Source organism: Bradyrhizobium sp. 132 (genome assembly GCF_023074185.1).
GTDB lineage: Bacteria > Pseudomonadota > Alphaproteobacteria > Rhizobiales > Xanthobacteraceae > Bradyrhizobium.
Map to the genome: position 1 here is coordinate 193071 of NZ_JADPKY010000094.1, position 15135 is coordinate 208205.

Consider the following 15135-nt stretch of genomic DNA (forward strand, 5'->3'; position numbering starts at 1 on the left):
TACTGGATCGCCCGCTTTCGCGGGCGATGACAGCGAGAGCGTGGAAACTGAATTGCGTCCCTTACGCCGCCTTTGCATCCTGGATCGCGCGCCACACCCGCTCCGGGGTCAGCGGCATGTCGATGTGCTTGATGCCGTAGTCGGAGAGGGCGTCGATCACCGCGTTCACCACCGTCGACAGGCTGCCGGCGCAGCCGGCTTCGCCGCAGCCCTTGCTGCCGAGCGGATTGGTCGTCGCCGGCACGGGGTGGTCGCCGACCGTCATGAACGGAACGTCCTCGGCGCGCGGCAGGGCGTAGTCCATCAGCGAGCCCGTGATCGGCTGGCCGCTCTCGTCGTAGCGGATGTGCTCCATCAGCGCCTGCCCAATGCCCTGGACGACGCCGCCATGGAGCTGGCCCGCGACCAGCAGTGGGTTGATCACCGTGCCGAAATCGTTGACGGCGCTGTAGCGCACGATCTGCACGACGCCGGTTTCAGGGTCGATCTCGACCTCGGCGACATGGCAGCCGTTCGGGAAGGCCGACGGCACCGGTTCGCTGGTGTGGTCGACGTCGAGGCTGTCGGGCACGCCCTCCGGCGTCTTGCCGTCATGCAGGCGCTTGGCGAGCTCCATGATGTCGATGCTGCGGTCGGTGCCGGCGATCGTGAAACTGCCGTCGGCGAATTCGATGTCGGCTTCGGACGCTTCCAGCATGTGCGCAGCGGCACGCTTGCCCTTTTCGATCACGAGCTTGGCGGCACCTACGATCGCCATGCCGCTCGCGGTGATCGAGCGCGAACCGCCGGTGCCGTTGCCGGTGTGGACGATGTCGCTGTCGCCCTGCACCAGATTGACGCTGTCGAAGGGCACGCCAAGCTGCGCACACAGCACCTGCGCGAATGCGGATGCGTGGCCCTGGCCGTAATCGAGCGTGCCGGTGATGAGCTGCACGGAGCCGTCGGGATCGAACACGATCTTGCCGAGCTCGACGCCGGGAGGTGCCGTAACCTCCAGATAGGAGCCGACGGCGATACCGCGCAGCTTGCCGGCCTTCTTGCTCTCCTTCTTGCGCTTGGCAAAATTCTCGTGGTCGGAGATTTCGAGCGCCTTGTTGAAGACAGCCTGGAAGTCGCCGCTGTCATAAGTGACGCCGGAGGACGCGGCGAACGGCATCTGGTTCTGCTTGATGAAGTTGCGCTTGCGCAAGGTCAGCCGGTTGATGCCCATCTCGCCGGCGGCGCGGTCGATCAGCCGCTCCATGTAGTAGTTGGCCTCGGGCCGGCCGGCGCCGCGATAGGCGCCCATCAGCGTGGTGTTGGTCAGCACCGTCTTGATGTCGACGGCCATCAGCGGTGTGCGATAGACGCTGGAAAAGTTCTTGCTGGTGTTGAGCGAGAGCGGACTGGGCGCAACGCCGGTGATGTAGGCACCGAGATTGCCGTAGCCTTCGAGCTTTGCCGCGAGGAAATGCCCCTCGGCGTCAAGCGCCAGCTCGGCATGAATCTTCTGGGCGCGGCCGTGGCTGTCGGACAAGAAGCTGGTGGAGCGTTCGTCCAGCCACTTCACCGGGCGGCCGAGCTCCTTGGCCGCGTACAGGATGCACATGTATTCAGGGTAGTTGACGTTCTTCATGCCGAAGGAGCCGCCGACATTGGCGGTGAGGATGCGCACCTTCTCGTTCGGCACTTTCAGGTTCTTGGCGAGGTTGGCGCGGTTGCCGGCGACGCCCTGCGTCGGCATCTGGATGGTGTAGCGCTCGGTCTTCTTGTCGTAGGAGGCAAGGCCAACGCGGGGCTCCATCGAGACCACGGCGACGCGGGTGTTCTCGATGTCGACCTTGGTCACGTGAGCGGCGCCGGCGAAGGCGGCGTTGACCTTCTCGATGTCGCCATAATGGTAGTCGAGCGCGACATTGTTCGGGATGTGGTCGTAGAGTTGCGGCGCGCCGGGTTTTGCGGCGTCCTCGGGCTCGGTCACCGCGGCCAGCGGCTCGATGTCGAGCTCGACCGCCTCGGCCGCGTCGCGCGCCTGGGCCAGCGTCTCCGCGACCACGAAGGCGACGGGATCGCCGACGAAGCGAACCTTGTCGGTCGCCAGCGGCTGGCGGTTGGTCTGGCGCAGGGGGGAGCCGTCGCGGTTCTTCAGCGGCAGGCCGCAGGTGAAGGGGCCATAGCCGGCCGCATCGAGGTCCGTGCCGGTCCAGACCCCCAGCACGCCCGGCAGTGCCTTGGCGGCGTCGGTGTTGATGCCGCGGATGATACCATGGGCATGGGCGGAGCGGACGACGACGGCATGGGCCTGGCCGGGCAGGTTGAAATCGTCGGTATAGCGGCCCTTGCCGCGCACCAGCGTGTCGTCCTCCTTGCGGCGGACCGGCTGCCCGACACCGTATTTTTGCAGTGCAATAGCGTTTTCGAGCGTGGATGATTTCGTGTGTTCTTGCATGGAAATGACCTGAAAAGCCGGCATTTGCGCATTTTCGCGCCAGCGGGGGACCGGATCCTGTTGAGATAACCCACCGGCCCGTTCACGACAACGCACGAATGGACATGGTCCCATGTGATGCGTTGTTGCGCAGGACTGACGCACTGCTAATGTTTCAGGCGAAAAAGCAATTCCAGCTCGGCCCACCCGGCCGCGGAAAGACAATTTGTATGAATGACCACACGCGGCTCCGCGACGGCCTTGCGCCGCACGGTGAGCTGGGGTCGATGGCGGCGGTGGCGTTTGCCACGGAACCGGCCGTCGGCGCGCAAGCGCCGGGAACCGGCGTCTATGCGGCGCTGGACCTCGGCACCAACAATTGCAGGCTCCTGATCGCCTGTCCCACCCATGACGGCTTTCGCGTGGTCGATTCGTTCTCGCGCATCATCCGGCTCGGCGAGGGTGTCTCGGCAACCGGCTGCATCAGCGAGGCCGCGATCGAGCGCGCCGTCGTGGCGCTCGGCATCTGCCGCGACAAGATCAATCTGCGCAAAGCCAAGCGATTGCGGCTGATCGCCACCGAGGCCTGCCGTGCGGCTTCGAATGCGGAGGATTTTCGCAGCCGCGTCGCGGCCGAGACCGGCATCGAGCTCGAGGTGATCGACCGCGAGACCGAGGCGGCGCTCGCCGTGCTCGGCTGCTCGCCGCTGGTCGATCCCAGGGGGCGGGGCGCGATCCTGTTCGACATCGGCGGCGGCTCGACCGAGCTGGTGCGGATCGAGCGCGACTCGGAGAATCCAGAGCCGCGCATAAAAGCCTGGATGTCGATTCCGTTCGGTGTGGTCACACTGGCCGAGCAATTCGGCGGGCGCGACGTGACGCCGGAGATCTACGCTGCGATGGAGCGCGAGGTCGCCCGTCACATCACGCCGTTCGCCGAACAGCATGGCGGCGATCTTGCCGACATGCATCTGCTCGGCACGTCGGGCACGGTGACGACGCTTGCCGGCATCCATCTCAAGCTCGCGCGCTACGACCGGCGCCGGATCGACAGCATCTGGATGAATGATACCGACGTCACCGCGACCATCAACATGCTGCTCGGCATGAGCTACGAGGAACGCGCCGGCAACAGCTGCATCAGCGTCGAGCGCGCCGATCTCGTGCTGGCCGGCTGCGCCATCCTCGATGCGATCCGCCGCGCCTTTCCGCTGCCGCGCCTGCGCGTCGCCGACCGGGGCCTGCGCGAGGGCATGCTGGTCGAGATGATGCGCGAAGACGGCGCACTCAGGAGCTGGTGAGATGGCCAAGGACACCACCGGCCGCTTGCACGTCCAGGTCAAGACCCATGGCAAGCGCAAATTGTCGTCGAAGCTCTGGCTGGAGCGGCAGCTCAACGACCCCTATGTCATCAAGGCGAAGGCGCTGGGCTATCGCTCGCGCGCCGCGTTCAAGCTGCTGGAGATCGACGACAAATATCGGCTGCTCAAGCACGGCATGGCGGTGGTCGATCTCGGCGCTGCGCCGGGCGGCTGGAGCCAGATCGCCGCCAAGCGCGTCGGCTCGGTCGACGGCAAGGGCAAGGTGATCGCGATCGACCTGTTGGACATCCCCGAGATTGCCGGCGTCGAGTTCGCTCAGCTCGATTTCATGGACAATGACGCGCCGGACAAGCTCAAGGCCATGCTCGACGGCGGCGCCGATGTCGTGATGTCCGACATGGCCGCCAACACCACGGGCCACCGCAAGACCGACCAGCTCCGCATCGTCGGCCTGATCGAGACCGCCGCCGCCTTTGCCTGCGACGTGCTGAAGCCCGGCGGAACTTTTTTGGCAAAGGCGTTCCAGAGCGGCGCCGACGCCGAGCTGCTCGCCCAGCTCAAGCGCGATTTTGCGACGGTGCGTCACGTCAAGCCTGCCGCAAGCCGTGCGGATTCCTCGGAGCGCTACGTGCTCGCGACGGGATTTCGGGGCGGGGCGACGGAATAGCAACAAACTCCGTCATTGCTCGCAATGGCGAGAAGAGAGACTATCCCAGCCGCTGATCCCGCGCGTCCTGGGTATCCTCCGTCGCTGCCTTGATGGCGGCACTCGCCGCGCCCTTGCCCGCACCCTTGCGGCTCGCGATCTCGACCGCCTTGCGGCCGGAGACTTCGTGGCCGGCATCATCGGGCATCTGCCAGAAGAACCAGCTCGACGCAGCCGAGGTCAGGGCGATCACGACGAAGGCCGGCGCAAACACGGTGGCGTTGAGCTCGCTGACATGGCTGAGCCACATCGTGGTCTCCACCGAGGCGGCACCCACGGCGACGCCGGCCGAGACCGCGAGCTGCTGGTTGACGCTGACGAGCGTGGTGGCGCGGCTCATCTGCGCAGTCTCGACGTCGGCATAGGCCACCGTGTTGATCGCGGTGAACTCCAGCGAGCGGAAGAAGCCGCCGATCACCAGGATGATCATGATGATGAGCAGTGGCGTCGTCACAGTGAACAGCGCACAGGCGGCGAGGAAAACCGCGCTGACGAGTGCGTTCACCGTCATCAGATTGCGGAAGCCGAACGTGCGGATGATGCGTGCGGCCAGCGCCTTCATGCCCATGGCGCCGAGCGAAGAGCCAAACGTGACGAGACCGGACTTGAACGGTGACAGGCCGAAGCCGATCTGCATCAGCAGCGGCAACAGGAACGGCAGCGCGCCGATGCCGAGCCGGAATATGAACCCGCCGAGAATGGCCGCGCGCAGCGTCGGAAGCCTCAGCAGCGAGAAGTCGAGCACCGGCGATCCCGTCCGCCGCGCGTGAATGACGTAGAGCGTCATCGAGATCGATCCGCCGACGACCAGGGCGGCAATCGTGCTCCACGGCAACAGATTGAGACCGGCAACCGACAGCCCGAAGGCGATGCCGGCGAGGCCGAGGCCCGCCAGCACCATGCCGTAGAGGTCGAACGGCTCGCGTTCCTCGCTCTTGATGGGATCGATGAAGCGCAAGGCCATGAAAATGCCGAGCAGCCCGATCGGGATGTTGATCAGGAAGATCCAGTGCCACGACGCATAGGTGGTGATGAAGCCGCCGAGCGGCGGCCCGATCACTGGGCCGATCAGGGCAGGGACCGTCACCCAGGCCATTGCATTGACCAGCGCGCTCTTGTCGACGGAGCGCAGCAGCACGAGGCGTCCGACCGGGGTCATCATCGCTCCGCCCATGCCTTGCAGGATGCGCGCGAACACGAAATCGTTGACGGATGTCGAGAGCGCGCAGCCGACCGAGCCGACCATGAACACGCCGACCGCGATCGCAAACACCATGCGCGCGCCGAACCGGTCGGCAGTCCAGCCGCTCGCCGGGATGAACACCGCAAGCGACAGCAGATAGGAGGTGATCGCGAGCTTGAGCGTCAACGGGCTGGTGCCGATGTCGGCCGCGATCGCCGGCAGCGATGTGGCGATGACCGTCGAATCCATGTTCTCCATGAATAGCGCCGTAGCGACAATCAAAGGTATTACACGCTGTTTATTCAATAGCTTAGCCCGTTCGCTGCGGCCTTTGGGTATGTACAAATGGCACGGAATGGTAGGCTTTTGCACCCAATTCCGGGGAATATCCGGGGAGCGCATTTGCCTTAGCAAGACGGCTCAAGTTGAACTGGTGGGCGGCGGCACCAGTATAGGACTCAGCACTTGCGGACTTCCCCCGGATGAGGGCGACCGCGAGTTTTTGAGCCGCTTCGTGGTACGGTGGGTCTATGCGCACTCTAAGGTATCTTTTGATTATTACGTCGTTCGGGACGGCGGCGTTTCTGACGTACATCTGCTTAACCGAGCGGGTGCACGCCCCGGAGACGATCGCCTTCTTCATCGCTGCCTGCGTGGTGAACGGCATATATTTGACAAGAACGGCACCGTCTAACTGGCCAGCAAAGTCGCGGATATACCGTCTGTTTGATCTCTGGCTCGATGCCAAGGAGAGCGAGCTAAAGGCGCGGTCGAGGCACACCACGAAATCCGAGGGCTGAAACGCGCAATGTTTCGCGGATGGTGGGCCCGGCAGGAGCATCCACCATTCTCGCAAAGCCTTGATCTCTCAGAGGCAACTGGAAGAGTGTGGAACAGAATGTCCCACCCAAATGCTCCACATCCATCCATAGCCTATGCATGCGCAATTTCATAGTCAGCAAGCCTGCGGACGAGCAGACATCAATGGAGTTCAGCGCACATTGTTGGTGCCCGGTGTCGCGGGGAGCCTTGGTTATATCTGTAGGTTGGCCTGTAGCCGGGAAACGCCGCTTGATAGCACGTTAGGTCCTACGCGCGCTGTGCATCCGGCACTCAAGACCAGGAGGCTATACCGTTCCCTGCCATCATCCATTGGTAAGTCGCGCCGGCTGATGACGTGCTGAGACCACGGGTAACAGCACCTCAAAGCTCTCCTGTGGTAGCTCTAAAGCTTCCCAAACGCTTGCGTTGGTTAGGTCCGACTTACGTGCATCAAGCGCCTTCCGTGCGGGCCCAATATAGTTCCTCCACTTTGGCGAATTACTCTGCCTCAGTTTCTTTATTACCATTGTCAAAATATCCAACCGGCGTTCGATCTCAAGAAGCTCCCCGGACAAAAAGGCGCTGATCAGCGCCGAGTGGTCAGAGATGCCCAACACATCCTCGACACACTCTTCCAGATTGGGACAATCCACGAGCCTAACAATAGCCGTGGCGAGCCGAGCATTGAGACTGCTGTCTTCGCTCAAGGGACCAACCTTTGAGAAGAGTTGCAATAGTCTAGCGGTTCCGTTTGCATCGTCGTTGCAGAGGATGAGTGCAGCCGGGTACAGCAATCCCTCGAAGTCTGGGTGTTCCTCAACGGTTTTAAGAACAATGTCGCGAATTGCGGGATGGTTTGCCTCATAGCCGTCGGATAACGAGAGCAGATTCCCCAGCTTGTTTGCGATGGCGGGCGGGCTCCACATCCGTTGGTCCAGTCCCAAAGCAAACTCGATTGCTCCATGGGAAAACCGGTATCTGCTACTCAGTAGAACATCCAAAATAAGTTCAGCCTCACTTTCGGACGAAACATCTCGGCGAGGACCAAATGAAACTAAGGAGGCCGCTGCGTCGCGGAGTGCGGCGCCCATTCTGCGGTTTTCTACCTTCCTAGAGATAGCAATTAGCCGCTGAATCATAGCCATTGGCGCGCTAGGCCGATCGACCCCGTCCAGCCATAGAGGTGCACCTCGTTCAGCAATCTCCGGACCGAACCAGCCTACCTCTGTTGCACAGCAGAAGTCATTCTCGACGAGCCCGACTGTTTTCCAACGCTTTTCCGCGGCGATCCATTGATCGACGTCGCCCCTAGATCCTGCCTCAATCTCAGAAGCAAGCCTCTTAAGGTGCTCTGCCGCTCCGGTAGCCTCCCTAAGTAGGGTCGAAATGGGCCATGGCAAAATCCGAGACAGCGCGCGCACCGATCCTACTTTGCTGTCAGCAAAAGCCCTTATGCAAGCAGCCAAGTTCTTCTTTGATGGTGAACTCGCGAACTGCGCAGCAAGTCGCATTGCCTCCCATGCGGGTTTTGAAAAATCGTCGCCCTCAAGCGTGCCAATTGGGCTGTGAATTGGGACGAACCGCAAGTTGCACGCTTTTGGAAATTCGGAGTCTAGCAGCCGCACATTCCTCCAGGGTGGGGCTTTCTCTCCTGTAACGAGGCGATCCGCAAAATTCATTTTGCGGAGACGGGTGTAGTCGAGACGGTCGTCTCGTTTTTGTCGTGTCAGCCGGTTTGCAAATCCGTGTATCAGCAATCCCAAAGTTGGCCCGGCGTTCGAGAGAGCGAGAGCCAAATGATCGATCACGCGCTGACTTCCAAGAGGAAAGGCAATCTCCTCCCAAGCTTCGATGTCAATCGTTCCGTCGGTGGGCCAAAGCTGAATTATGAGATCATCTGCCCAAGCCTTGCCCAATTGGCTGATTTGAAAAATCAGCTTCCAAGTAGACAGTGCACTCGCTCGGCTACCCTCCACTATTCGACGAGTGAGGTCGTCACGTAAAAGCTCGGCCATGCTTTCATCGCAGACGGTAGCCAGCCGATAATCTAAGGTATCCTTACCCAAATCGAGTTGTTCGAGCGCATGCTGAAGTAAGGGGCGCCTGAAGTTTGGGTGGTCTAGCGCAACGCCGTCAGCCAACAAGTCCAGAGCAAGGCGCGCTCCGTTCCTGGACACCATATCAGGTTCAGTCGTGTCCATCTGTCTCGCTATTTGGGTAATGACGGGGCGCCGGTAGTGGAGTGCGTCATCCGCGAAGCAGCGGCTCGCCGCAATTTGAAAGACGTGGCGCCAATGTGAATGCCCTGCGATATGTGACAGGCGCTTATCCATTTCCGCTTGGTCACCTGAGGTGATGGCCGCAGCAGCCATAAACTCCTGAAGGGACCTGACGTCAAAGCTGACCGTGCCCTCGACCTGTTGAGACAACAGAACGAGGCGATCGATCGCCAGCTTCATTAGTTCGTCAACTCGGTGTGACAATTCAGCGCCTGCAAAACCCTCGGAGCTGAGATAATTGTGGATCAGGAGGCGAAGCCGTTCATGCGTAAAGCGGCTTCCCGCGCCACCGCCGTGCTCGCTGTCAGTTTGCAGCACCAGCCCCGCCCGGTGATGTATTGGGCCCAAATGCCCCCAGTGTCGCTCAAGGATTTTTTGGAGTTCTCCGCCTTTTGCTTTCTCTCGTTTTTTCAAAACTTCAAAGTATTCGTGGAATAGCGTCCAACGTGCGGTGGGAACTCCACCGCCAGTGTCAACGATGAAATGCAAGATCGTAACTTGAAGCGGCGACGTCATAAGTCGTGCTGTAGCTGCTTGGCCTGCTGCCACAACGAGCGAAGCATGAACGTCCGCTCTTCTCAAAGAATCGTCTGGATAGCGAGCTTCTCCGAAGGCTTTTGCATACCGAAGGGCCTGCTCCGGCCGCAAGTCTGCTAGCCGCCAGTGTTCCCAGACGTTTTCATCTAAGTCCTTATTGTAGCCTTGTGGCCGCGTTGTAACTAGGATCAGGATGTCAGCATTCAGCTCGTTAACTTCCATCAGAAATGAGTTTATGGCTTCCAAGACCGCGGGGCGCTCTCCGGTCGGCGGGACTTCATCCAAACCATCAAGTACCAATAGCCACGGGTAGTCTTGGAGCCACTTCCGCAAGTCGGAACGATCAATGTCATCGTCTCCAGCCGAGCCGATCTCGCTTGCAATATGACTTAGCAGCGAGGGAGGGCGGATGCTCTGTTGACGAGCGGCGCTGACAACGTCGGCGAACCTCGGAAGCGAAACGTGGCACGGAAAACGCGGGGGAAAGTGCGTGGAGATCAGTTCGATCTCCGCTCGCTTTAGAATTTCCGAGACAAGCCGATTGACACTCTGATCGCGCCGCAGCGTTGTCTGGCGCTTCAGTATGGCGGCTCGAAATAGCTGGGTAAGAAAGAGGCTAATGGTTGACTTGCCCTGTCCCGGACCTCCCAGCAGCACGATCCTGTTTCGGCATTGTTGCCGGTCGGGCCGATCAGGTCCGTCGCCGTCTTCAAGCAGCGTTTCTGGGTCTAATTTTTCTCTGGCACGCTCGACCAGCTCCGCAATTGCATTGTCAGGCGGTATGTCCGAATCGTCCTCGATGCTTTCGTAAACGACTTCATCGCCAAATTCGGCTATCGTTCTGAACCGACCGTCAATCTCATAGTTAGCGAGCGGGAGGTCGACGATTACTTGGCTGGTGCGTATCTGCAGATCGCCGACGCTACCAGCATCCTTCAAGCGGACAAACTGATCACGGGTCAGCGAGTTTTTGAGCGAACGATTAGTTACTTCAGCAAAATTTGGTTGCTTTGATTGAAATTGCTGGAATGCCTTGCTGAGGACGTCGCCCGAAGTAACCCACTGTGCGTACGCTTCTCGAATATCGGGATGGCCGACAAGTAGATCAACGATTTTGTCGTGGGACCAAATGTCGACGTCTTTCAGCTTCAACTTTTGCTTCCAAGGGCCAAATAGCTCTAAGGCCTTGGTCATGCCTCCTTTTCGCTGACGCCCCGTTTTTTTCTTGGCCGCGCCATCGGCGCCTGACAGCCGAACGTTAGTTACGAGAATGTAGAATTGTGGCTTCCGTAGCACTGAGCCATGACGTGTGTACTTTTTGAACTCATCATCGAGCTGTGTTGCTAACCATTTGATGTCGTCTGCTTGCGACAACATCGGGTCTTTGAACTTCGCTTGGATGACGAGGTACCCATCCCACTTCTTGCCTTCATAGCCAGCAATTGAACCTTCATACGTGAAGTCTCGTCCACCGTCAGGGCCCGAAGAATAAACGGTACCTGCCGGTCCTAGCTTTGCGAAGCAGAGAGCCCGTACAAGCCGCTCAAACGAGACAGGGTTAAGCCGCCCCAGATCGAACCCCTCCATATATCCCCCTAAACCTCGTTCTGACTTCCGGCGCCATGCACAATTATTGCGCGAATCTTTCGTCAGCATATCCGATCACTCGCCCGCTCTACCTATGCGAAAGGCGCATTGATCAGTTTCAAATCGCGCATCCACAACCAAAGCTCGTGAAGCTTGGGAGAACGACGAATTTTTCGCGTGGGTATATTAGACAAGATCGTGGTCACCATTCCCCCGGTGGTCCACGCAGCAAAACACCGTCTAACTGGGAGGTACCCTCTTGCGGGCCATTTGGGTATACGCTAGCGAGACATTGAAGCGAGACGAAATCCGCGTCTCACATGGGTGCCTTTACATTTATGAGACGTCATGCGATGTAGCGTCTAGACCTTAATGAGACAGGGACGTTCTCGCATGACGATCTACGGATACGCCCGCGTAAGCACCGCCGATCAAGACCTGACCGTACAGCAGGACGCACTAAAGGCGGCTGGATGCGAGACCATACGTGCGGAGAAGGTAAGCGGCACAAGTACGAAGGGCCGAACGGAGCTTGCGATCTTGCGAGACTTCATGAGGAAGGGTGACACAATAGTCGTTACACGGATTGATCGCCTGGCTCGTTCAATAGGAGACCTACAGGACATTGTGCGATCCCTGAAGGAGAAGGGTGTTGCCCTGCGAGCTACCGAACAGCCTATTGATACTAGCACGGCAGCCGGGAAAGCGTTCTTGGACATGCTCGGTGTGTTTGCTGAGTTCGAGACGAACTTGCGCAGAGAAAGGCAACTAGAGGGTATTGCTCAGGCGAAGGCACGAGGTGTGTACAAAGGTCGAAAGCCTTCAGTGGACGTTGCGATGGTTCGTGAGTTGCAAGCAACAGGTCTTGGACCGACTGCGATTGCAGAGAAGCTACAGATCGGGCGTGCATCCGTGTATCGCGTTCTGAATGCACGAACAGCAACGACGCAGATCACAGGTTCTGTTGCTAAAAAGCCGAAGCGGAGCGCGGCGGAAATTGAGCGAGATGCCAAGCTCGGATTCATAGACTGAGGTGGACCGTGCGGGCCTCAGAGAAGCTCGTTGAGGATATCTCCAATTTCGTGGAGAACGGTGAGCCGCATCCGGCAAAACGCATCAGCAAGGCTGCCTGATCCGCTGAGAACGCTTGGCGCGGCTTGCTCGCGAAGTATCAGCGCGCTTCCAAACATTGTGTCGGCTGCCTCCCTATTAGGAAATATAGGGGAAGGCTCTACAAGCACGCTCAATGTATGCGCTCAGGTAATGACGCTAATCGGCGAATGTGTTGTATCGCTCCGCTTACTTGCAATGATCAAATGCGCCGCTCGGCGTATCTGTCTAAGAAGTAAGAGGGGAAGGATACAGCACAACTCATGCATCACTAGGTAATATATTAAGATACAATTGATCGGTCGAGCGAAGCGAGCGATCATACTTACAAGCGCAACTAGATATCAGAATGCAATGTCGAGCGAAGCAAGCTTGCATACTTACATGATGGTCCACGGCCGAACGAGCATGGATGTGTTGTCTGACGACGCTTCATGGTCAACATCAGCTCCAATGCAGTTCGTAGGCTTGTATCGTCACACAGTTCTATACTGTAGAGCCGCGCGTACTTCTGAACAAAGACGATTATCGCGACTTTTCAAACGGACCCTGTTTGATCCATTCACTAGAAATGCATTGTAGCCTGCGGCTCGCCATGCCTTGCACTGTACGTGAGAAGAATTTGGATCTGTAACGTTCTCCCACCATTGAGGTCGGTCCGCACTAGGCGGCAATTGATCGCCGATTATATCTTCGATCTCTTTGAAACTCAGTACGAACTTCTGTAAAGTCTGCTTGCAGAGATGATCGTGCAGAGGGTCGTATTTTGCCACGCTGCTTCCTTTCTGCCCATATTAGTTTAGCGCAGTGCAAGTCCTTGCCGCTTCGCGTCCGCTATCATGGGCAGTTGTTTGCCGCCGTATAACGCCTGTGCATACAGCTTAGCACCGCGAATAGTTTCCGGCGACGGACTGTAGCTAGGTCCGCCAGCCATCTGGTTCGCCTCCTCGACCGAGCACCTGTCGCGAATGGCGATCAAATAGAGATAAGCGCGTACGGCATTCCTGCCTCGCTCGGTGGCGTGTTTGAGAAAAAAGAAGCCAGCTACGCCCGCCAGAAGGATGATCACGACTAGTTCCATATCCGCTTCCCTAGAACTGCCTCGGTGACGTCGTAAGGAGCGCGCCAAGGTCGCCGCTGTTTGCGAACTACTCAGAGCGTGCCGGTTTAAGCAACTCGCTCAGTGCCCTTCCTGGCTTCGTCTAGGCCCGTTTCTATAAGGGATGGCGTCGGGTAGTCGAAGCGCAGCTTTTCAATCGCATCTCGTCTTTGGATCAGAGTATATCCTGTGGCGAAGTATTTTTGTTGCGTTACGCCCTGCCGTTCATGACCGACAATGCGTTTGGACCAATGCTGCTCAATCCAGCCTGCAACAGCTCGCGGGCTGAGTTTCGCTCGATGCTTGTCTTTCAAGCTTTCGTCCGAAGCGTCTTTGCATCTGTTTTTTTGGCACTCTTCCGGGGCGTCTCGCGCCGTCTCAGCTCGTTTTCCACAGCCGCTCGCACGAAGTCGGTGCGATCCTCCTCCGGCGCTAGTACGGCTGTAATACGGCCAAACGTCCCATCAGGGAAGCGAGCTTGCATGTCTTCGCTCCATCGCTTCTTACGTCCCATCGAAAGCAGCCATCGTATCTGACTCATTTTCTCATATGAGTTATTGACTGGTATATCTCATACGAGTTATAGCCTCGGCAACAGTCGCTAAGGCGGGAAGATGCTAAAACTCGTACGACGTCACGGATCACCATTCTTTTACATGCGGGGCACTGTACGAGGCATCAGTATTGACGAGAGCACGCGTGTCAACTTCCGAAACAGGAAGGCGGCAGAGGAGATTAAAACTAAGCGCCAAAACGAACTGCTTGAAGAGAGCATATACGGTAAGCGCGTAACCGTAACCTTCTCGCAGGCCGCTCTCAGCTACAGAGAGAGTGGCGGCAAGCAGGGCGGAGCATACAGGCTGGACGACGTGATCAAGCATTTCGGTACAACGAAGCTCGCTAAGATTGGTGCACCAGAAATTCATGCGGGCGCTGTTGCTGTGTTTCCTACAATGCAGCCAGCGTCCCGCCGCACTCACTTCTACATCCCGGTCTCTGCGATACTCAGCCACGCTCACAAGATGGGCTGGTGCGACGAGATCAAGTTCGAGTGGCCGTCGCCTAGCGAAGGTGTTGTGCGCTGGCTTACCAAAGAGGAAGCGCACAGTCTGATAGACGAAGGCAAGCACATCAAGCCGCTGATGACATTCCTGTTCTACACCGGTGCGCGTATCTCGGAGGCGATGGACTTGCAGATGCAAGACCTCGATCTAGACAGAGCGCATGTGCAGTTCATCGACACTAAGAACGGTACGTCTCGCGGCGTGCCGCTTCACACGCGTGTCGTTGAGGCGATGCGGAAGTACCTCGCTGTCTATCGTCATAACGGCGGTGACGTGTTCAGACGCGAGGACGGGCTGGAGTACAAGCACGAGGCTAAGGCGAGTGATCGCATCAAAACGGTGTTCAAGCGTGCCTGCAAGCGAGCAGGCATCACAAACTTCCGTATCCACGACACGCGGCACACATGGGCAACGTGGCACTACCAGAAGAACCGTGACCTTGGAGCACTACAGAAGCTCGGAGGCTGGAAGACGCTGGAAATGGTGATGCGCTACGCTCACACGAACGTCGAAGAGTTGGGCGACACTATCGCCCGGCTCTGATTGTTTTGGGGAAAATCCGGGGACTAGAAAGCGCAGGCAGAATAACGCCGCGCTTTCAACTCCTTCTAGCGTAGTCCAGTGTTCTCCATGAAGAGAGCAGTGGCCACGATCAGTGGAATGACGCGTTGCTTGTCGACCATGACGAATTGGTAATGGAAATCGGAAGGAAGGGCGGAGTTGCGGCTTATCATCGCCGCCGACCCGCCACCATTGCGGATCAACGCATAGCACCTAAATCCTGCGTGACCCAGATGGGCGCGCCCCTGCGCCGGAGATCGCGATGATTTACCGGCACGGGGCCGTCGTGGACGCCATCTGGCGGCACGGGCCGCGGAGCTATCCGCGCTGAACTTGCCTAAAAAGGCCTGTGCATGGCTGGCCGGCGGTCCGATTTGCTTTGATTCGTCACCCTCCCGTGCTATCGACCCGCGTCAACCCCACCGATGGGCTCCGATTCTCCGGCGATGCCGCAAGGT

Annotated in this window: 9 protein-coding genes and 1 pseudogene; 5 read left to right on the forward strand and 5 right to left on the reverse strand. The window is 58.6% G+C overall.

Annotation, left to right across the window (positions count from 1 at the left end):
- Positions 1-61: 61 nt before the first annotated feature.
- Positions 62-2428, reverse strand: coding sequence for a xanthine dehydrogenase family protein molybdopterin-binding subunit (locus IVA74_RS16885; protein WP_247346000.1), 2367 nt, complete (start codon positions 2426-2428; stop codon positions 62-64).
- A gap of 209 nt (positions 2429-2637) precedes the next feature.
- On the opposite strand from IVA74_RS16885, the gene IVA74_RS16890 reads away from it, so the two are divergent.
- Positions 2638-3708, forward strand: coding sequence for a Ppx/GppA phosphatase family protein (locus IVA74_RS16890; protein ID WP_247346002.1), 1071 nt, complete (start codon positions 2638-2640; stop codon positions 3706-3708).
- A gap of 1 nt (position 3709) precedes the next feature.
- The gene (locus tag IVA74_RS16895; protein WP_247346005.1) at positions 3710-4396 is read left to right on the forward strand and encodes an RlmE family RNA methyltransferase; all 687 of its coding nucleotides are present in this window, start codon (positions 3710-3712) and stop codon (positions 4394-4396) included.
- Between the two features lie 40 nt (positions 4397-4436).
- On the opposite strand, the gene IVA74_RS16900 is transcribed toward IVA74_RS16895, so the two are convergent.
- Positions 4437-5876, reverse strand: coding sequence for an MFS transporter (locus IVA74_RS16900; RefSeq protein WP_247346008.1), 1440 nt, complete (start codon positions 5874-5876; stop codon positions 4437-4439).
- Between IVA74_RS16900 and IVA74_RS16905 the strand changes: the two genes are divergently transcribed.
- Positions 5851-6312 carry a hypothetical protein gene (locus IVA74_RS16905; RefSeq protein WP_247346800.1) on the forward strand — a complete coding sequence of 154 codons (462 nt, stop codon included), beginning with the start codon at positions 5851-5853 and terminating at the stop codon, positions 6310-6312. The genes IVA74_RS16900 and IVA74_RS16905 overlap by 26 nt on opposite strands.
- 451 nt (positions 6313-6763) lie before the next feature.
- On the opposite strand, the gene IVA74_RS16910 is transcribed toward IVA74_RS16905, so the two are convergent.
- Positions 6764-10843, reverse strand: a complete 4080-nt coding sequence (locus IVA74_RS16910; protein WP_247346011.1) for a hypothetical protein — start codon at positions 10841-10843, stop codon at positions 6764-6766.
- A 393-nt stretch (positions 10844-11236) separates the two neighbouring features.
- Here IVA74_RS16910 and IVA74_RS16915 point away from each other — a divergent pair.
- Positions 11237-11770: pseudogene (locus IVA74_RS16915) on the forward strand (recombinase family protein); the annotation flags it as partial.
- 982 nt (positions 11771-12752) lie between these two features.
- Here IVA74_RS16915 and IVA74_RS16920 read toward each other — a convergent pair.
- Both IVA74_RS16920 and IVA74_RS16925 read right to left on the reverse strand, forming a co-directional pair.
- Entirely contained in the window at positions 12753-13022 is a 270-nt protein-coding gene (locus IVA74_RS16920; RefSeq protein WP_247346014.1) for a hypothetical protein, read from the reverse strand.
- A 98-nt stretch (positions 13023-13120) separates the two neighbouring features.
- The gene (locus tag IVA74_RS16925; protein WP_247346016.1) at positions 13121-13366 is read right to left on the reverse strand and encodes a hypothetical protein; all 246 of its coding nucleotides are present in this window, start codon (positions 13364-13366) and stop codon (positions 13121-13123) included.
- 342 nt (positions 13367-13708) lie between these two features.
- On the opposite strand from IVA74_RS16925, the gene IVA74_RS16930 reads away from it, so the two are divergent.
- Complete coding sequence (locus IVA74_RS16930; RefSeq protein ID WP_247346019.1) at positions 13709-14659, forward strand: site-specific integrase; 951 nt, start codon at positions 13709-13711, stop codon at positions 14657-14659.
- Positions 14660-15135 lie beyond the last annotated feature (476 nt).